The organism is Streptomyces sp. NPDC059224 (assembly GCF_042754285.1).
Lineage (GTDB): Bacteria > Actinomycetota > Actinomycetes > Streptomycetales > Streptomycetaceae > Streptomyces.
In genome coordinates, this window is sequence record NZ_JBHZAN010000011.1 from 1 (window position 1) to 18,171 (window position 18,171).

17 protein-coding genes and 2 pseudogenes are annotated in these 18,171 nt (G+C 70.1%); 13 read left to right on the forward strand and 6 right to left on the reverse strand.

Annotated elements, in window-relative coordinates; all coding sequences use genetic code 11:
• Positions 1 to 489 precede the first annotated feature (489 nt).
• The gene (locus tag ACFXI4_RS13310; RefSeq protein WP_384990057.1) at positions 490 to 1,917 is read left to right on the forward strand and encodes an amidohydrolase family protein; all 1,428 of its coding nucleotides are present in this window, start codon (positions 490 to 492) and stop codon (positions 1,915 to 1,917) included.
• Between the two features lie 321 nt (positions 1,918 to 2,238).
• On the opposite strand, the gene ACFXI4_RS13315 is transcribed toward ACFXI4_RS13310, so the two are convergent.
• Positions 2,239 to 2,877 carry a TetR family transcriptional regulator gene (locus tag ACFXI4_RS13315; protein WP_384990058.1) on the reverse strand — a complete coding sequence of 213 codons (639 nt, stop codon included), beginning with the start codon at positions 2,875 to 2,877 and terminating at the stop codon, positions 2,239 to 2,241.
• 144 nt (positions 2,878 to 3,021) lie between these two features.
• Here ACFXI4_RS13315 and ACFXI4_RS13320 point away from each other — a divergent pair, with 144 nt between their 5' ends.
• The 3 genes from ACFXI4_RS13320 (at position 3,022) to ACFXI4_RS13330 (ending at position 6,157) form a co-directional block, all read left to right on the forward strand.
• The gene (locus ACFXI4_RS13320) at positions 3,022 to 4,698 is read left to right on the forward strand and encodes an MFS transporter (protein ID WP_384990059.1); all 1,677 of its coding nucleotides are present in this window, start codon (positions 3,022 to 3,024) and stop codon (positions 4,696 to 4,698) included.
• Positions 4,699 to 4,778: 80 nt separating this feature from the next.
• The gene (locus ACFXI4_RS13325) at positions 4,779 to 5,540 is read left to right on the forward strand and encodes an SDR family NAD(P)-dependent oxidoreductase (RefSeq protein ID WP_384990060.1); all 762 of its coding nucleotides are present in this window, start codon (positions 4,779 to 4,781) and stop codon (positions 5,538 to 5,540) included.
• Between the two features lie 143 nt (positions 5,541 to 5,683).
• A complete protein-coding gene (locus ACFXI4_RS13330; protein WP_384990062.1) occupies positions 5,684 to 6,157 on the forward strand; it encodes a cupin domain-containing protein in 474 nt (157 codons plus the stop codon).
• A gap of 195 nt (positions 6,158 to 6,352) precedes the next feature.
• Here the strand turns inward: ACFXI4_RS13330 and ACFXI4_RS13335 are convergent, their stop codons facing one another.
• Positions 6,353 to 6,559, reverse strand: coding sequence for a hypothetical protein (locus ACFXI4_RS13335; protein ID WP_384990063.1), 207 nt, complete (start codon positions 6,557 to 6,559; stop codon positions 6,353 to 6,355).
• 540 nt (positions 6,560 to 7,099) lie between these two features.
• Between ACFXI4_RS13335 and ACFXI4_RS13340 the strand changes: the two genes are divergently transcribed.
• Together ACFXI4_RS13340 and ACFXI4_RS13345 are read left to right on the forward strand one after the other, a co-directional pair.
• Complete coding sequence (locus tag ACFXI4_RS13340; protein WP_362715558.1) at positions 7,100 to 7,318, forward strand: PLD nuclease N-terminal domain-containing protein; 219 nt, start codon at positions 7,100 to 7,102, stop codon at positions 7,316 to 7,318.
• Between the two features lie 57 nt (positions 7,319 to 7,375).
• Positions 7,376 to 7,841 (forward strand): annotated as a pseudogene (locus tag ACFXI4_RS13345) (phosphatase PAP2 family protein); the annotation flags it as partial.
• A gap of 13 nt (positions 7,842 to 7,854) precedes the next feature.
• On the opposite strand, the gene ACFXI4_RS13350 reads toward ACFXI4_RS13345, so the two are convergent.
• Positions 7,855 to 8,280: a DUF6003 family protein gene (locus ACFXI4_RS13350; protein ID WP_384990065.1), complete on the reverse strand. Its 426-nt coding sequence runs from the start codon at positions 8,278 to 8,280 to the stop codon at positions 7,855 to 7,857.
• Between the two features lie 397 nt (positions 8,281 to 8,677).
• Between ACFXI4_RS13350 and ACFXI4_RS13355 the strand changes: the two genes are divergently transcribed.
• From ACFXI4_RS13355 to ACFXI4_RS13380, 6 genes and pseudogenes are all read left to right on the forward strand, one after another.
• On the forward strand, positions 8,678 to 9,127 hold the full coding sequence (locus tag ACFXI4_RS13355) for a DUF5959 family protein (RefSeq protein ID WP_384990066.1): 450 nt from the start codon (positions 8,678 to 8,680) through the stop codon (positions 9,125 to 9,127).
• 901 nt (positions 9,128 to 10,028) lie between these two features.
• Positions 10,029 to 10,256, forward strand: coding sequence for a hypothetical protein (locus ACFXI4_RS13360; RefSeq protein WP_384990068.1), 228 nt, complete (start codon positions 10,029 to 10,031; stop codon positions 10,254 to 10,256).
• Positions 10,257 to 10,490: 234 nt separating this feature from the next.
• Positions 10,491 to 10,724, forward strand: a pseudogene (locus tag ACFXI4_RS13365) (transposase); the annotation flags it as partial.
• Positions 10,725 to 11,363: 639 nt separating this feature from the next.
• A complete protein-coding gene (locus ACFXI4_RS13370) occupies positions 11,364 to 12,935 on the forward strand; it encodes a hypothetical protein (RefSeq protein WP_384990070.1) in 1,572 nt (523 codons plus the stop codon).
• 1,177 nt (positions 12,936 to 14,112) lie between these two features.
• Positions 14,113 to 14,415, forward strand: a complete 303-nt coding sequence (locus ACFXI4_RS13375; protein WP_384990071.1) for a DUF1778 domain-containing protein — start codon at positions 14,113 to 14,115, stop codon at positions 14,413 to 14,415.
• A complete protein-coding gene (locus tag ACFXI4_RS13380) occupies positions 14,412 to 14,795 on the forward strand; it encodes a fic family toxin-antitoxin system, toxin component (protein WP_384990072.1) in 384 nt (127 codons plus the stop codon). Before ACFXI4_RS13375 ends, ACFXI4_RS13380 begins: the two co-directional genes overlap by 4 nt.
• Positions 14,796 to 14,977: 182 nt before the next feature.
• On the opposite strand, the gene ACFXI4_RS13385 is transcribed toward ACFXI4_RS13380, so the two are convergent.
• From ACFXI4_RS13385 to ACFXI4_RS13395, 3 genes are all read right to left on the reverse strand, one after another.
• Positions 14,978 to 15,877 (reverse strand): DMT family transporter, encoded by a 900-nt coding sequence (locus ACFXI4_RS13385; protein ID WP_384990073.1) that lies wholly within the window; start codon positions 15,875 to 15,877, stop codon positions 14,978 to 14,980.
• Between the two features lie 254 nt (positions 15,878 to 16,131).
• The gene (locus ACFXI4_RS13390) at positions 16,132 to 16,407 is read right to left on the reverse strand and encodes a hypothetical protein (RefSeq protein WP_384990074.1); all 276 of its coding nucleotides are present in this window, start codon (positions 16,405 to 16,407) and stop codon (positions 16,132 to 16,134) included.
• Complete coding sequence (locus ACFXI4_RS13395) at positions 16,404 to 17,255, reverse strand: alpha/beta fold hydrolase (protein WP_384990075.1); 852 nt, start codon at positions 17,253 to 17,255, stop codon at positions 16,404 to 16,406. The genes ACFXI4_RS13390 and ACFXI4_RS13395 overlap by 4 nt, the downstream gene beginning before the upstream one ends.
• A gap of 100 nt (positions 17,256 to 17,355) precedes the next feature.
• Here ACFXI4_RS13395 and ACFXI4_RS13400 point away from each other — a divergent pair, with 100 nt between their 5' ends.
• Complete coding sequence (locus ACFXI4_RS13400) at positions 17,356 to 17,769, forward strand: winged helix-turn-helix transcriptional regulator (protein WP_384990077.1); 414 nt, start codon at positions 17,356 to 17,358, stop codon at positions 17,767 to 17,769.
• Positions 17,770 to 18,171 lie beyond the last annotated feature (402 nt).

Genomic DNA, 18,171 nt, shown 5'->3' on the forward strand with positions numbered 1-18,171 from the left:
CTGTACATGTACAGTACGAACACCCGCACCGGCTGACGGAGCCGATTTCCATAGTCTTGCCGGTAGCCGCAGTCATACGGCATCCACGGGGCATGTGTTGACGCCCGTCTCGGCTGTCAGCGGCTGCGCTGCCGGCAGCGGCTCGGCACTCCACCCGGCTGTTCGGCTCGGCCGCTTCCGTGCGGGACTCCTGGTACGGCACTTGTCGACTACCTGGCTGATCGCACAGCAATGCAGAGATGGAAGGAAAGGCTCACCATGACGGATTCCTCGCGGGAGACCGAGAGACGCCGGTCTGCGACTCGCGCCGGCGGCGAGCCGGCCGCGGACGGATGTGCCGTGTGTTCCGGAGCGGATCACACCCGGGCCCAGGAAGCATCTCTTCCTGGATCCGCCGGCCGCGTCCCGCTGCATGACGCGGTGGCCGACCGCGCCGGAAGCGGAGGAGCACTCACCGGTCCTGCTGTGGCCGGCGAGGGTGAGGCAACCGTGTCCGTCCTGGGCAGGGGAGCCAAGCCACTGGTTCTCGAGCCGAGTTGGACGCTCACCTACGAACGGGGCGAGCTGCAGCTCCGGCGTGACCACTCCGTCGTCGTGGAGAACGGGCACATCGCGGCCATCGTGCCGGGACGAGTCCAGGGGCGGGAAGTGCGCCTGCCGATGAAGGGGCAGCTCCTCATTCCCGGGATGATCTCCGGGCACACACACGTCGCGGCCGGCTCGCCCACGCGCGGTTTGATCGAGAGCGGCCGTCCCTTCGCCAGGCCGCTTCTGGTCACGGAGTCGCTCAGCGACGACGACCTCGACGCCCTCACCGCCTACAACCTCGCCGAGATCCTGCGGGGCGGCTGCACCACCCAGGTGGAACAGTCCGTCTCGCTCAGGCAGGCCAAGTCCTATGTGCGCGTCGCGAGATCCTGGGGGGTCCGGGGGTATCCCGGCGGCATGGTGCCCGGCTGGTCGCGCGTCATGCCGATCTGGTTCCGGCAGTCGGACCAGGTGCTCCTGGACTCCGTACCGGACACCCTCGCCGAGATCCAGGCCAATCTGGATTTCGCCCTGTCCGTCAACGGCGCCGAAGGCGGTCGCATCCGGCCGATGATGACGCCGCACGGCCCGGAGACGCACACACCGGAAACGCTCCGTGCCGTCATGGAAGGAGCGAGGCAGCTCGGCAACGGCGTCCACACCCATCTCGCCACCATCGCCCGGGACTCGGCGACCGTTCAGCGGCTGTGGGGCAAGGGGCCGGTCACGTGGCTCGAGGAGTTCGGTTTCTACGACATACCGTTCTTCGGCGCGCACATGGGCGGGTGGGACGCGGCCACGGACGCGGAATTCCTGGCCGAACAGGTCAGGTTCACCTACGCGCACTGCCCGACGGGCAACGGGGCCGGATCCGCCGGCGGATGGCAGCCCTTCATCGAGGCGCTGGCGGCCGGGATCAACACGAACGTGGGCCTGGACACCCACTCCAACGACCTTCTGGAGAACGCCAAGCTCGCTGTTCTCTACGGCCGGCTCCGGTACGACCTCACCAACGGCCAGAGCGCCGTTCCCGTGCGGCGCCCGACCGTGTGGGACATGATCAAGAGCGTGACGCTGAACCCCGCGAACGGCCTGGGCAGAACCGACCTCGGCCGCATCGCCGTCGGCGCGAAGGCGGACCTTACCTCGATCGACGTGAGCGGGTTCCTGTCCGGTTCAGGCACCACCCCGCCAGAGCCGCTGCACAATCTGCTGTACGCCAACGGACTTCACGTCCGCCACGTCATGACGGAAGGCGTCCTGCAGGTCAGCGACGGCCGACTGGTCGTCGACGACGAGCGCAGGGTGATCGCCCGCGGCGCGCACGTCGTCCAGGAGGTCTGGCGCCAACTGGAGTCCGAGGACTGGTTCACCCCCACCCCCAGATGACCTCTCCCTGAGCACAGGCACTCCCCCGCACCCCGGCGGGCACCGCGGCTGCGAGACAGCTGTCGTGGTGCCCGGCCGCCGACCGCGCGGACCTCCTCCCGCCGCGGAGAGGTGCCAGAGCCCTCAGTGCATGAGCCGATCCGGCCCGCGCCGCGCGGCGCACCCCCGCCGGGAGTGACGAAGGCGCGATGCGTGCCGGCCCATCAGCTGGTCTCGTCCGCCGGCCAGGGTCCTGTGCGGTCGCCTACCGGAGCCACCCGGGGGCGGGAGAGGGCCGCCGGATCCCGACGGCTCCGCGCCCGGGCACGATGGCCGGCCGATCTACCGGAGAGGGCCGGTGCACATGTGCTGAATGGTCGACGCCAGGCTCTGTCTGAGCAGGTCGGCGTCGGCTTCGGCGAGGGCGTCGAACGCCAGCAGATAGCGTCCTACGTGCAGGCCCAGCAGGTAGCTGGCCACCAGGGACGCCCGCAGTCCGGCCTGCTCCGGGTCGATCACCGCGACGATCGGGCTGACGACGCAGCCGGTGAACAACTCCCGCACCAGCGTGGCCGCCTCCGGACGTTCGCACGCCGCGTGCATCAGAGTCAGCGCGGTGTTGGGCCGGCCCTCCTGGTCCCAGGTTCTGAGGAACACGTCGGCCAGACGCTCGCCGATGTGGTCGGGGCCCTCGGCGAGTACCTCGCGGACGACCGTTTCGGGGTCGAAGGGCCATTCCACGGTGGCGGCCAGCAGGCCCGCCTTCGAGCCGTAGAAGTGGACGACGAGTGAGGGCTTGATCCCCGCGTTCCTGGCGATCTCGCGCAGCGACGTGCCGGCGTAACCCTTGTCGTCGAATGCGGCGCGGGCAGCCGTCAGGATCGCGGCGCGTGTCGCCTCGCCGTCCCGCGAACGGGTCACGCCGGGCTTCGGGGTGACGGGCGGGTCTGCGTCGAGGGGCGGGGGGTTCACTGCGGCCATATACGCAGTGTGACACTCCCCACCTGTACATGTACAACGCCTGCACCTTACAACTGTACATGTACAGTTATTACGGCTCCGGTGAACACGCGCCCGGTCCGGATCGCGCAGTCCCCTCTCACTGAACTCCCAGAGGTGCACTTCATGGCATCGCCACCCCGCCCCGTGCCGGGACCGTCCCGCTCCGTCACTCCCCCGCCGTCTCGGTCGGCGGCCGGCGGACCGCGACGGCCGGCCCTGAGCGTGGGCGTCGCGTGTCTGGCCATCTTCTGCGCGTATGTTCCCCAGACCGCGGTGTCGTCGGCCCTGCCGTCCATCCAGGCCGGCCTCGGTGTGACCACCGGTGCGCTGGCCTGGGTGATCGACGCGTTCGTGCTGGCCCTGGCGGCCTTCATCATGCTCTCGGGAACGCTCGGCGAACGGTACGGGCACAAGAAGGTGCTGGTAGCAGGCCTGGTTCTGATCTGTGCCGGTTCGCTGACAGGCTTGTGCTCGGGGTCATCGGTCCGGCTGCTGTGGACTGCTCAGGCGATCCTCGGACTCGCGGCCGCGGCGCTGATGGCCTCCTCGCTCGCGGTGGTGTCGCACGCCGTGCCGGACCCCCGCCGGCGCGCCCAGGCCATCGGCGCCTGGGCCTCGTGCCTGGCGATCGGCCTGGTGGCCGGTCCCTGGCTGAGCACCCTGGTACTCGACGCCGCCGGTGCGGGCTGGCCCTGGATCTTCGCAGCACTGGCGCCCACCGCGGTGGCCGGTCTCCTGTTCGCCGGCCCCGGCGTGCAGGAGACACCCCGGCGACCTGGCCGGTCCCTGGACGCTCCCGGGCAGTTCGCGGCCGCACTGGCCATCGCGGCGCTGGTCTTCGCCGTGATCGAGGGGCCGACCGCCGGATGGGGCTCGACGCGCGTCGTCACGGGCTTCGCGGTCGCAGCACTCGCGGGGGCCGGATTCACCCTGCGTGAGCGCCGTGCTTCCACGCCCATGCTCGACCTGCGGCTGTTTCGGAGCCGGGAATTCAGCGTGACCGGCATCGTGGCCGTCCTCGTGATGTTCGGACTGATCGGGATGCTGTTCCTGCTGAGCCTGTTCTTCGGCGGTGTCCAGCACGAGAGCGAGGGCGCCATCGCCCTGCGGTTCTCGATCATCAACGGCCCCGTCATCGTCACCGGCCCTCTCGCCGCCCGGATGGCGCGGCGCCTGGCCCCGCAGGTGCCGCTCGTCCTCGGGCTGGTCCTCGCCGGGGCCGGGATCCTCAGCCTGACCGTCCTGAACCCCACCAGCGCTCTCGCTGTCCTGTGGTGGCGACTTGCCGCGATCGGGGCCGGTTTCGGCCTCGTCCTGGCATCGATGACGGCGATCGCCGTCGGCTCGGTGCCGCCCGCCCTGATGAGCATGGCCGGAGCCGCCAGCAACACCCTGCGCCAGACAGGCGCAGCGCTCGGGCCGGCCGTACTGGGAGCCGTCGTCACCAGCCGGGTCGCCGGCATCCTCCCGGGCGCGCTCGCATCCCGCCACGTGCACCCGGCCACCGCCTCCCGCGCCCGCGTCCTGCTGGGCCAGGGCGGTCTGCACGCGCTGGAGAGACTCCCGCGAGGCCCCGAACGACGCGTCGTCGTCGCATCGGCCGGCCGCGCCTTCACCGACGGCGTCCACCTGGCCGCGGCCGTCAGCGGCGCGGCACTTCTGGCCGCGGCGCTCCTCGCCCTGGTCGCGCTGCGCACCGGGCGCGAGCCGGAGCGAACACCGGCCGTGCCGGCGCCTCGTGCACCGGCCGGACACCAGCAGCAGCCCCCGGGGCCGGCCACCACCTCGGCAACCCCCTGAGCCGGGCGGCCCCGCAGGACATGCAGACCCGGATGCCCGTTCATCCGCACCACACACCCGCACACCCCCTGGAGAGCCTCATGACAGACCATCACGACAACGGCCGCATCGCCCTCGTCACGGGCGCCGGCAGAGGGATCGGCGCAGCAACGGCACGGCTGCTCGGATCCCGCGGCATGCGCGTAGTCGTCAACTACCTCAGCAGCGACAAGGACGCGAACGACGTCGTCGCATCCATCCAGGCCGCCGGAGGCGAGGCGATGGCCGTCCAGGCCGACGTGCGTGACGCAGCCGCCGTGGCCCGCATGACCGAACAGGTCCGCGCCTCCATGGGCGAGGTGGAGGTCCTGGTCCACAACGCCCTGATCCCGTTCGCCGTCAAGTCCTTCGAACAGATCTCATGGGCCGAGCTCGGCACCAAGCTGGATGAGGAAATGCGCGCGGCCTTCCTGGTCACCAAGGCCGTAATCCCCTGCATGAGGGCACACGGCTACGGCCGCATCGTCTTCATGAGCACCGGGACAAGCCGCCAGCCCCGGCAGGGGATGATCGCGCTCGGCACCTCCAAAGCGGCCCTGAACCAGTTCGCCCGCTACGTGGCACAGGAGATGGGACCTCACGGAATCACCGCCAACGTCATCACCGCCAGCCCGGTCGACGAGACCAGCATCGCCTACCTCCTCGGCGACGAGCACCGCAAGCGCCAGGCCGCACAGACCGTGCTCGGCCGGATGGCCACACCCGACGACGTGGCCCGCGCCGTCGCCTTCTTCGCGAACGAGGACAGCGGCTTCGTCACGGGCACCATCGCCGCGGTCAACGGCGGCGGCGCCTGGGAGTGACCCCTCCCAAGAACGCCCACCTGAGCGGCAGGCCACTGCACCCGGCCTGCCGCAGAGCGCGGCACGAGCGCAGTCGCACCCCCGCTACCGAACATGCACGGTAGACATAACGTGTCAAACCATCCGAATTGAAGGAGTCGTCCATGGACGCCGCACCCCACGCCCTGGTCGTACAGCCTGGAGAAGCAGCCGGAGCCGCACTCACCGACGGCGCGTTCGAACTGCTCGCCGACGGAGGCGCGGTCAGTGCCAGCCGGCTCACCCTCACCACCGGCGCCGACGGAGCACCGCCCCACCACCACAAGCGCTCCCACGAACTCTTCTACGTCCTGGAGGGAACCATGCTCTTCCGTCTCGGCGACACCCTCACCACCGTGAGCAAGGGCGGCCTCGTCGTCATTCCGCCAGGCCTGCCCCACGTCTTCGGAGCAGCACAAGGCCACAGCGCCGACGTCGTCGTCGTGCTCAGCCCCGGCATCGAACGCTTCGGCTACTTCGAGCAACTCGCCGCGATCAGCCGAGGCGAAGCCGAGTTCGCCTCACTCCTGCCCGAACAGGACCGCTACGACGTCCACTTCGAAGACCTCCCCGACTGGCGGACGCCCCCCTCCCCGTGACACCCCCGGCGGCGCTCAGAGACCTGGCCGCATGTCCGCACGCCGGGTTCGCTCCCGTCCCGCGTCCGGGACCGGCCGCCGGTGCCGCTCGGCGGAGCGCGTCATCCCCACAGCGCCAGCTCCGCCGGCGGGGCAGCCGGTTTCCCACCCGACGTCGACCGGCCGGGAACATCCGGGTCATGGGCAGAGGTGCTGTCACCACACCTCGGCTCCCCCGCCGTGCCATTCGACGTCACGTGAGTTCGCCACATCGACCTCGTCCACGCCCGCCCAGCCCTCCCTGCGCATGATCTCGGCCAGCTCACGCAGACTGAACACCGCCCCGACCGCCGCGCCGTCCACATGCACCTGACGGCCCTGCCCCCTGACCGGCGCACCTACCCTGACCACACGCTCGACCATTCGACAAGTATCGTCCGCGGTCACCCTCCGCGCATCCGCGCAAGAGGGAGACCCGGCAGGCCTTCCTGAACGTCGACGCGACGCGACGCGACGCAAGGAGCGTGGTCCACGTACTCCGCGCTGGGCAACGGCGGAGGAAACGTCAACGGTGCGGATCAGACTTCGGCGCGGGCGACGACGGCCACGGCGCGCAGGGCCGTTGCCGACGGAGCAAGGTTCGGACCGGCCAGCGGGGCCGGCACGTAACACCGTGGTTCCCACCATCGACCGGACGTCCAGGACTCTGCCCGCTCCCGCCGGCCGCAGAGGCCCCGCGAGCGCCGGTGCAGATCTGGCCACCGCCACCCCCGCCATCATCCTCGCTCACGCGCACTCTCCCGCGACGCCGTACCGCGACCGGCACCAAGTCCTGCCGCGCAGACGGATCCCGGCCGAGGGCGATCACAGATTCGCCCCAGGTGCCTAGTAACATCAACCGACAGTGCGGCCGGCCCGAGCCGCACGTAGACGGGCATCCGCCCTGGCCCGTAAGGGGACCCGATGACGTCGCTGCTGGTCGGCGCGATCTACGTGGTAGTCGCAGTGTTGTACATCTACTCCCTGGTCGACTGCGTCAGGACCCCTGCAGCCCGCATTCGCATGCTGCCCAAAGCAGGCTGGCTGATCATCATGGTCCTGTTCCCCATCCTGGGCGCCATAGCCTGGCGGAACCTGGGCAAGCGGTCCGCCCAGGCCGAGGGCCAGCCGTCCACCGCCTGAACCACAGGACCTCTGCGGAAGTATCGACGCTTCGTGCTCATCCGCTGTGAGCAGTGTGCCCGGCGGCCGGACGCGTGGGCGGCGGTGACCGCCGTGGCCGGCGGTCTGATCGGGCTCGGGATCGAGACGCTGGTCGAGCGGGCACGACCGGCGCTGGAGGATCCCGGCGCGCACGCACCGGGCCATTCCTTCCCGCCCGGGCACGCGATGACCGCCACCACCTCGTTCGCGGTGTTCCTGCCGGTCCTGCTGCCCGTGCCGCCGCGCCGGGCTCGTGTCGCCTGCCGGACCGTGGCCGCCCCGTCGGTTGCCCGGGGTCTGCTTCACCCAGGTCGCGCCCAGCGTGCACTGGTTCAGCGACGTGCTCGGCGGATGGTTGCTCGGGCTCGCCGTCGTCGCGCTGACCGCCCGCGCCTTCCAGGCGTGGCGGGCCGACACGGGCCGGCCGCCGGTGCCGGTCGGTGAAGGCCCGGAGCCGGAACTCACCGACCCGAAGCCCGAGCCGCACTCCGCTCCCCGCTGAGGGAGGCCCGGCGTCACACGCCGGTCATGCGGCCGATCTCCTGGGGGTCGAGTCCGGTCAGCCGGGCGATGCGCGGGGCCGGGATGCCCGCGGTCAGCGCCCGGTGCACGAGGGTCTCCCAGCCCTGGGTGGTGTCCCGGTAGTCCAGCAGTTCGCGCTCGATGTCGGTGACTGTCTGGGGTGCGCACTCCTGCTGGACGCGGACCTCCTCCTGCGCGGTCAGCGGGACCGGCAGCCGCTCGGCCTCCTCGGGGATGAGTACCTCCGATCCGGCGGGAAGGATCCTCAACTGCTCGGAGGAGGGAGCCACGTCGTGGGCGGAGATCCAGCCCCGCACGGCCGGGGTCTGGTCGCATTCCAGCGGTGCTACGGCCGCCATGGCGGCGCCGAGGCTCGGGTGACGGTCGGGGAGCAGGAAGAGGTAAGCCTCGTCAGCCATCGAGTGGTTCCGCCTTGTGGTCAGTGTCGATATGCGTGCGGACACAGATGCTAATGCCGCCGCGCCCTGCCAAGGTGACGGAACCGGGCCACTCACTCCGCGGCGAGGGTGACCACGTACCGCGCCACAGTCCGAGAGTTCGACACTCGTGGTCTCCTTCCATCCAGCGGGCCAGCCCGTCGCGCACCGCATCCCCGTCAGCCATGACAGCGACCCTACGGCCCGCCGCTGACAGCCAACTGCCCCGCCACGGGCCCCAGACGAGGTAGAAGCACACAGTGCACTCTTTCGAGGGGTTGCGTCGCCATCGGCCCCGTCGGCTCCTGCCCTCCGGCGAACTACTCTGCGCAGGTCCGGGTCACTGGTCACCTGACCGGTCGTGCGTCAAGATCGCTTCATGCTGGTGGGAGGCGACAAGGAGACGGCAGCACAGCTGAATCTGGCTCTGTTCCAGGATGACGAGGGCAACAGCGTTCGCATCACGGTGCTCGGCGCGCTTCAGGGCGTGGCTGGTGGCCTCGCCGCGGAGGTCGTCGTTGACATGCCATTCGTCGCCGGACGCGTGAAACTCTCGCTGTGGCGGTCACGACTGACTTCGTGGGGCGAGGCCCTGGATCGTCTTGAGGCCGGTGAGGACATCGCCTGGTTGCACGTCCAGCGTGGACCGTCCGTCTTCATCCATCTCGGCGGTGAGCGTGACTGTCCCGAGGTGGTGGTGGAAGACGATCTCGTCTCCATGGTGACCGTTCGAGTGCCGGTCTGCCTACCCGCCGACTGGATCGCGACCCACCGGCGCCTGCTCGGCGCCGTACTTCGCGCCTGGGACGCTCACTTGTCACCGCAGTGAGCAGAGCTTCCGCCGGCAGACGAGGAGCGTCCAAAGCTACGGAAGACACCGTCTGGAACAGTGCGATGAGCTGGGTGGCGTCGCTGCGGTTGCCGCCCGTCAGGGTGGCAGCAAACGGGATACCGGCGGCATCGGTGATCAACCGCACCCGGTGCGCCGACCGGGCCGGCTGCACCGGCCATGAACGAGTCTCGTGCACCCGACGACCGTATGTCGTACCTGAGTTCTAGAGTCCTGCCTATGTCCCGACACACACCCGGCCGTCCTGTCGACGTCGAGCATCTCTTTCCCGAGTTGCTCCCCTTCCGTCGTGAGTCCGTCCGCCTGCACCCGCGTCCTGGCTCCCCGACCTGTCAGGACAGTTCCGTGGGCGGCCCTCTGCTCTGGCCGGCGGAGGAACCGTGGCCCGTGTGCGAGGAAGAGCACTACGACATGGACACCACGAGCCAGTTGGAGCCCTCCGTGGCCATGGTTCCCGTCGTGCAGATCCGTCGTGCCGACGTGCCTGGCCTGCCCTTCCCCGAGGGCACAGACCTGCTGCAGGTCCTGTGGTGCCCCTACGCCCACGGCGAGTTCTGCTATCCCCTGCCCCAGGTCCACTGGCGGGACTCCGCCGCCGTCGGCGACGTACAGCCCACCCCTGCACCGGCAAAAGGCCTTCCCGAAGACTGGTACCCGGACCGCTGTGCAGTGCACCCGGAGCAGGTGACCGAGTATCCGAGCCGGGACCTTTCCAGCGAGATCCACGACGCGCTCAAAGGACGCTTCGACACACTCTTCGACGAGACCGGACTGCGGTACTCCTACCACCTCGCGGAGGCACCAGGGATCAAGCTGGGCGGCTACCCGGGGTGGACCCAGGAACCCGGTATGGCCCGACTGCGAAGGATGCGGCAGCCGGATGGAGCACCTCCTGACCGTGTCCAGCTGGGAGTTCGACGGCGAGTCCTGGCGCACCTGGCTACCCGAAGAGGACCGAACCGACGAAAACGCATCCGGCGGCCGGCGCTGGAAGGCCGATGCCCACAACCCTGCCGGACTGTGCCTCGGCGACGCCGGAGGCGTGTACATCTTCGAATGCCGCACGTGTCCCGAGCGCCCCACCGGGCACTGGTTCGACTGCTCATGACCACCAGGCACCCCCACGCCCGCCGCACAGCACGACCGCACGGAGAACTCGCCGAGAGCCCGCTCGCTGAGGTTCCCCAAGTGTCATGCGGCCGGTCCGCCGAAGAGGCCACCGCCATCACCGCCGCCGTTGGCACCGTTGGCTTCATCTGTGCCAGGGGCGCCGTCATGGGGAGTCGGATCGCTGCTCGGCGGCTGGCTGTCGCCCCCCGTTACGGTCTCCATGGGCTTCGCAATGGGGCCTCCGACCTTCGGGCCCGGCACGACTTCCCCCGTTGTTGCTCAGGCCCTGCCCAACACCGAGCCCAAGCTCCGCGAACTGTTCGCCAAGCTGAAGGCCAGGCACGGAACAGTGCTGGTCGTCGTCGACCCGCCGGCCTCGGTCCGTGCCCTGCCGCTGGCCGTCCTGCCCGGGCTGACGCTGCGGCGGATCGCCGACCTCTGTCCGGGCGAGGCCAAGACCGACGCGTCCGCAAAGCTGGCAGGCGGCGCCTGATCACCCTGGTGCGGCCGAAGGCCCAGAGGACGGCCGAGCGTCGAGGAGATCTTTGCCGCCCCGGACGAGCAGACCGTGACGGTCCCGGGCACCGACACGGCCGCGCTGATGAATCCACCCCTCTTTCCACAGTCCTGACGTCCAGCCATGCACCTGGCCGACACCGCCACGAACGACATGACCCAGACAGCTTGACCGAAGACATAGGGGCACCCCCCGCGATCGAAAGTCCTCCCGAAGCCGAGGGCGTTCCGGTCGAGGCGTCCGCGTTACTTGTGGCCTGGGCCCTCGGTGCCGGAATCCCCGCCATACCCACGTGCGACTACTTCCCAGCCTCTGACGACCAGGCCGCCCTCGCTGTCCTCCAGACTCCGGGACGGCCGGGCAAGGCGGATGTCGACGTGGTCTTCCTCAGGAACATCGACCCCGTCGTCGGGATCGCCCGTGGGGCCGGCTCCATGTTCCGTACCTCGCGGTTCACGCCGTTGGCGGCTGAGTCAGGAGCGACCGACCGGGCCGCCGGCAAGGCCCGCTGCCGGCTGAACATCGACGCCGGGACACCATACGGCGTCAACGACGCCGTCTCTCTGACGGCATGGCACAGTAACCGTCGTGTACACGTCGAAGCGCGTCAGCACCAGGTTTCAGCGAATACCGGGCAGTGGTGCCTCGCGCCCCCGGTCCTTCCAGGTGGCGGTCGCGGTGGTGGTCCTCGTCCTCGGCGTGCTGGCGGGGCTCCTCGGCTGCTCGGCCTCGTCGGACACATCCCGTCCCGAGCTCGATGTTCCCTTCGTCTTCTACGTCTCGCGTGATCCCGAGGACAACCCGGAATCGAGGTTCGGCATCGAGGAGCAGTTCGGGGAGCAAGGATCGGGCCACTACACGGTCGCCTTTGACGCGAAGGACCTCAGGGGCGTCGCCGTCCTGAAAACGGGTCAGGACAACTGCCCGGTCCGGCTGCCCACTTTCCGCTGCGGTGGCGAACTGGTCGATCGCCGGCACGGCGGGAGCAGGCAGTCCTTCCGCGTGAGTCCCGCGGACGGGGCCGAGGCGGGCGACTCGGCAGTGCTGCGTTACCGGTTGACCTCGCCGGGCCTGCCGAGCGTCACGGCGAGCACCCGCATCGTCGTCGGCAAGCCGACGCTGGCCGTCGAGACACGGGCGGACCGGAGAGGCGTGACGCCGGGCGGACGGGTCGCCGTCTTGCTGACCCTGCGCAACGCCGGGGATGTCCCCGCTCGCGGAGTCTCCCTCTTCATCGGTACCCGCGACGGTCTCCGGATGGCAGGCAGGCACCGTAACTGCCGTTATCGCGGCACCACATCGGCCTGGTGCAGGCTGCCCGCCGACGATGTCGTCATCGCGCCCGGCGCGTCCTACCACCTCGCCGCTCCCGAGGCTTTCACGCTTGCCGACGACGCCATCTACCCGACCGTGACCTTCGAGGCCGCCGGGCTCGGGGAGGACTACGTCCCGCCGGAGGAGATGGCCTCGCAGTACGAGTCCGGACAGGGATCCGCACTCCGCTACGTCCCCGGGGCGGGCCAGGAGGACGGCAAGGACGCGGGAGCGCCGCACGCGACGGGCGAGAGCGCGGCGCACCTCCAGTTCGCCGTGCGCAGCACCACCGACTTGGTCGCGCTCGCCGACACCGCGAGGGGGCCCGTCGGCAGTCGGGCGGACGTACGGGTCGGCGTACGCAACGACGGCCCAGGCGCGCTTCCGGCCAAGGTCAAGGTCGAGTTCACGGTTCCGGCGGGCACCACCGTCGTGTCGTCGCCCTACGACCCCGAGCGGGACGAGGAGGTGATCGACCAGGTCTGCCGAGCCCTCGCCGCCGACGGCTCTTCGCTTGCCGAAGCGTCCGTGAGGCAGCCGAGCGCCCGCCGGTACGTGTGTACAGCACAGGCGGGGAAGGCGGGAGCCACCACGACCTTCCCCTTCACGCTCCGCATCGACAAGGAAACGGCGCATCGTGGCGGGCGGGTCACCGTCACCGACGGCGACAGCCACCACCCGAGCAACGACCCGACGACCGTCAACGACAGCGCCGACGTCGCGGTGTCCGTGTGGCCGGGCCCGGCTTGGGCCACTCCTGGTCTCTACACGACTGCCGGGATCGCCCTCGGGGTGTTCGTCCTCGTCGCGGCTCTGGCAACCCGGAGGTGCCGACGCTCACTCTGAGCACGACGAGCACGAGGGCTCTCTCGTCGCCGCCGTCGCCCCGTGCGCCGTGATCAACGAGGCGTATCGCGCCGTCCCGGGCCCAACGGTGCCGCCTTGGCCCACGACCCGTTCGTGAGCGCAGCCTCTGCACGGCCATCGTCGACCGGCTCAGCTTCAACTGGGCCATCCCGGAACCGGCGCGACGGCCCCTACCGCCTCGCCGGCACCCGGGCGCGGGCCGAGGCATCCGCCAAGGCCGGCTGACCGCTGGATGCTTCAGGCCGATGCTCTCCCACCCCAAGGATCGTCCAGCGCTCTTGCGGGGATGTTCGCCGTGAGCATGTCGTCGATGCAACTGCGCAGCCAGACGCCGGCGGGGGTCGACCCAGGTAAGCCACGGCACCGGCTGGAGCAGGTCGTCGTATGGACGGATGCCGGGGTCGGTGAGGAGGGTGCGGAGCTCGTCGGGAGCGGTATCGGTTACCAGGCGCAGCCAGGCCGGGGCGGCGCCGATACGGACCTCGGGCGGTCGTCCGGGATCCGACCACAGGTCCCGGGCCCAGCTGGGAGCGTGTTCATCCTGGTGTTGGCGGGCGAGTTGGGCGATCGCCAGGACCAGGCCCACCCGGACCACCGCATCGTCTTCGTGCGTGGGCTGGCACTCCAGAGCCGAGGAGACGTGTGCGAGCCCGCCTGTGGTGGCAGCCAGGGCGTAGGCGGTCACGGAGCGAACCTCCGGGTCGGTGCCGCAGAGATGCGGGAGCACAAGGTGCAGGTCGTCCGTGACGGCCTGACGGGCGGCCTGAATCGTCCAGTCCACCGGGCGCATCGTGCTGCCCTCGATCATCAACGGCTCCTCGGCGACCTGGAGCAGGCCTTCCCGCGATCCGTCGCCCATGTGCTGCGGCGGCCGATCTCGGCGACCAGGCGAAGAGTTCGGGCACGGAGTTCGGCGCGCCCGGTTGCCGCGATCCGGATCAGGAACGGCGCCGCCAGGGCTCCCACCGCGATCGTGCCGCCCTGGTGTCCGGGGATGTCCTCGCCCGGCCCGTAGAAGTGACGGAACCGCCGTCAGGGGACTTCCTCGTACCTGAACGCCACACGGCCAGCCTCATCGGTGGTGGGGGCGACGGAAGGCGGACGGGTTGTATCGATCCCGAGGTCCGCGCATGGTACCGCTGGTACCATCAGTGCCATGTCTGATGGCAAAACAGCGATGAACCTGCGCTTCCCCGACCCTGCGCAGCGGGCCGCCATCGCGGCAGCGGCCAAGCAGGCAGGGGTGAGCATGCAGGAGTACATCCTCTCGGCGGCCTACGATCGCGCGACGGCAGTGGAGCGGAGGTTCCTGGATGGTTTCCGGGCGTCCATGGCCCGCAGCGGAGCGGCTTTCAGCGCTGAGCCCGGCAGTCTGGACCCGACTGCCGAGCAGCGGACGGCCGAGCAGGAAGCGCGTCGGGACATCGAGCAGTCCCAGGAGCGAGGCCACGCCGCGTGACCCAGCCGGAGCCCCACCCGCTTGACATCACGTTCCTGCTGCACGCCGCGGAACTCCTGGACGGTGATCCGCAGGTCGACGACCTCGGACCGCTGTACGCGGCCGTCGCCCGCGTCAATGCCCGGGCGATGGAGCAAGACGTCTACGGCTCTCTGTATCTCAGGGCCGCCGCGCTGCTGCAGACCCTGGCCAGGCTGCCGTGTCTGGAACACTCCAACGACGCCTTCGCCTGGCATGCGGCCGAGGCCTATCTGATCCTCAACGCGCGCGAGCTCGACTACCTGCCCAAAGCCGCGGTCGCACTGGTACGAGACGCCGCCTCCGGAGCACTCGGCGTCGCCCGGATCGCTCGCCAGCTGCGCGACTGGGCCGTCATCTGACCGCTGCCACCGGTGACGGCAATCGCCACGCCCTGGCACCCGGACGACGTCAGCGAGGACTTCGCCCGCCGCAGGCAGATCGCGGCCGGCCCGGTGGTGCGGGCACCGAGGCCGACGAATGCGCAGTCCGCGTGCGCGACACGATGCACGCCGTAACGATGCCCGGCCGGTCCGCCCGACGGCTACAGGACCGTCGTCGCGGTCCGATGCTGCGGCTGGTCCGCCTCTCCCACCTCGTCCCGGTCGACGCACTTCGCCAGGCAGCGGGTACGGGAGAGCACGAAGACGCCGTACGAGAGCATGGCGACCCCCAGGAAGGCGGGCATGAGCCACATGCCCTGCCGGGGTGACTCCGCGAAGAGGGTGACGCCGAGGCAGAAGCTGACCACCGCGTCCCCGAGGGTGAGCGCGGGCTGGGAGGCGATGAGGGGGCCGCCTTGCATGGCGTAGCCGAGCAGAACGATGGAGAGCGAGCCGACGACCGCGAAGGCGTAGGTCTGCCACGCGAGGAAGAAGGCGACGGTTCCCTGCCGGGACAGGATGTGCGTCGCGGACTTCACGAACGCCGCCGTGAGGGCGTTGCCGACGGCGGCCGCCGCGGCCAGACAGGCGGCGCGGGCCAGGCCGTGCGGGCGGCGCAGGCCGACGGTGATGAGGACGGTCTCCACCACGCCGACGGCGACGACCGTCGGGATCCACCACATGCCGGGGACCTGCTCTCGGCCGCCGGTGGGCGCGGCGGAGAAGAGACTGATCGCCAAGCCCGCGAAGATGGCGACGACGCATCCCCATGCCTTCCGGGAGACCTGGACGTGGAAGACAAGGCTGCCGAAGACCAGCGCGAGCGGCAGCTCGAGGATGAAGATCGGCTGGACGGCGGCAAGGCTGCCGAAATTGAGCGCGAGCGCCTGGAACAGCGCCGAGCCGACGACTCCGAGGATGCCCCCGAGCCAGACGGGATTGCGCACCAGGGCCAGGGCCAGTGCGAAAGGGGAATGCGCCTCGGGCGTAGCGGTTGCGGCGCGCCGTTGCAGGACCGTGCCCCAGGCGTTGCTGCCGGCGGCGAGCACGGCAAATGCCATCGCGAAAATCATGTCGACCGCATCGCTTCCGGGCTTTCGGGCGGGTCGTTTCGACTCGTCGTGGGAACGTGGATCGGCCCCGGTTCCGGTGACGCACCGCAACAGGGCGACTCCGGCAAGTTCACCAATGCGAACGGTGAATTCTGCACAGAGTCTACTCAAGTACAGCAGACATGGGAGGTCGTGAAGGAGACGGGGCTCCTGCGAAGTCGAACGCTCGACTCCTCGCTCGATCCTGTGGTCGTCGACCATTCCTACCCCGGACCCGCGAGATCGCTGACGAAGACGCTCGGCACGGGCGTGGACGCGCCTGGCTCGGCGTCGTCCTCCTCCGGTCCGCGCAGGAGTGGCCGTCCGGGTCTCCTGCGGTGCGGGACGATCAGTCCGGTGCCCAGGCAGGCGCCGTCCGCGATCACTGCCGTCCGGGCTGCCGCGGCCGGCCTGTCCGACTCGGGCCAGACGTGGGCGTCGGTCCCGTTGCCCGGTGCGGTCCGAGGCCGGGTCGAGGCGACGAGCCCCGCCCCGGTCACGCTGCTGTCGCGTCCTCACCGGCCAGGAACGGACGCAGCAGCGTGAGCAGGGCGCGCGGACGGTGCAGCGGGATGATGTGGCCGCAGTCCTCGATGACATGTCCGGTGAGCTCGTCGGTGACCGGGCGGAGCTGGCGTTCCAGCGCAGCACCGACGGGCCGGGCGCCCAGCGCCATCGTGGGCACCGTCAGGCGTGCAGTGGCGACCGCCTGCTCGATCTGTACCGCGCTCTCGGGCAGCGCCCGGTAGTACGAGAACGCGCAGCTCAATGCCTGGCGGCCGGTGTACGCGCGGACGAAGGCGTCCCGGAGGGATGGGCGCACCCCGTCGCCGAGCGTGCCGGCGCTCAGAAACCAGTCGACGTAGGCGGCCTCGTGGCCCTCCAGCACGGTCTCGGCGAGGCTGCAAGCGGCGGAATGGAAGCCGAACCACCACGGGGGCCCGTCGGCGAGGAAGTCGTCGGCGCCGGGCAGCCTGCCCAGCAGGGACTCCATGACGACCAGGCGCCGGACGAGACCGGGGCGGCGCACGGCGAGGAGGAAGGCCGGCGCGGTGCCGGCGTCGATGCCCACCACCGCCGCCGAGGACACACCGAGCGCGGTGAGAAGCGCCGCCGCGTCCTCGGCCAGGGTGCCCGCGTCGTATCCGGAGGCGGTCCGACTGCTCGCGCCGAACCCGCGCAGGTCCGGCGCGATCACGCGGTAGCGGCCGGACAGGTCGGCCATCACGTCCGTCCACAGCTCCCAGGTGTGCGGGAAGCCGTGCAGCAGCAGGACGGCAGGGCCCGATCCGCAGAGGGCGACGTTCAGTTCGACACCGTTGGCGAGGACACGTCGCAGCTCGGGCATCAAGGGACTCCAGGGTGGTGAGAAATGGTGACAAGGTCACGCTAGGGAACTAACCTGACCCGTCCAAGACGGCACTTTCCCTTCAGGTGGTGAGCCCCGGGTGACCACATCGAAGCCCGGCGAACCCGTCCGGCGGATCGGTGAGCGAGGTGACCTGCTGGATCCGCGTTGCCCGACCCGTCAGCTGCTCGACCGTATCGGCACCAAGTGGACGTCGATGGCGGTCAAGGTGCTGGCCGAGGTGGCTCCGGGCGAGCTCCGTTTCGCGGAACTGCGCCGCCGTGTCCCGGGCATCTCACAGAAGATGCTGTCCGTCACCCTGCAGAGCCTGGTCCGCGACGGCCTGGTCGCGCGCCGCGTGGAACCCACCGTGCCGCCCGCCGTCCACTACCGGCTCACCGAGCTCGGCCTGTCCCTGGAAGTCCCGCTCTCCGCCCTGCGGGTCTGGGCCGAGACGCACATGCCGGAGATCGACCGCAGCAACCGACTCGCCGACGGGTCAGCCCCCGACTAGAGCCTCGGGTCACTTGCCGGCCGCTGCCGGCTGCTTGATGTTCATCCGCCGAATGCAGCCCGCGGTGTGCGGATCGTGCCGGGCTCAAACGCGGACGGCCCGCGCCTGAGATCCTGCTGGCGAGTCGGTGCATGGTGGGGATCGGAATACTCATAATTCCGGCGCTAGGACGGCCAGGACCGGATCGAATGCGTCAGTCACAGCCACTTGTTGATGGCGACGACAGGTACGGTTGCCCCGCAGCGGACCGCCGACGCCCACCGGATCATGCCGCGGACGCGGGGAACAGGGCCGCGGGAAGCCGCGGCCGGGCGGGGGACCAGTAAGAGCACGTGCCGCGCCCCTCCCTGGCCACGGCGCCCATACCCCCGAGCCGGCGGCGTGGAGGACACCGTGGGCACA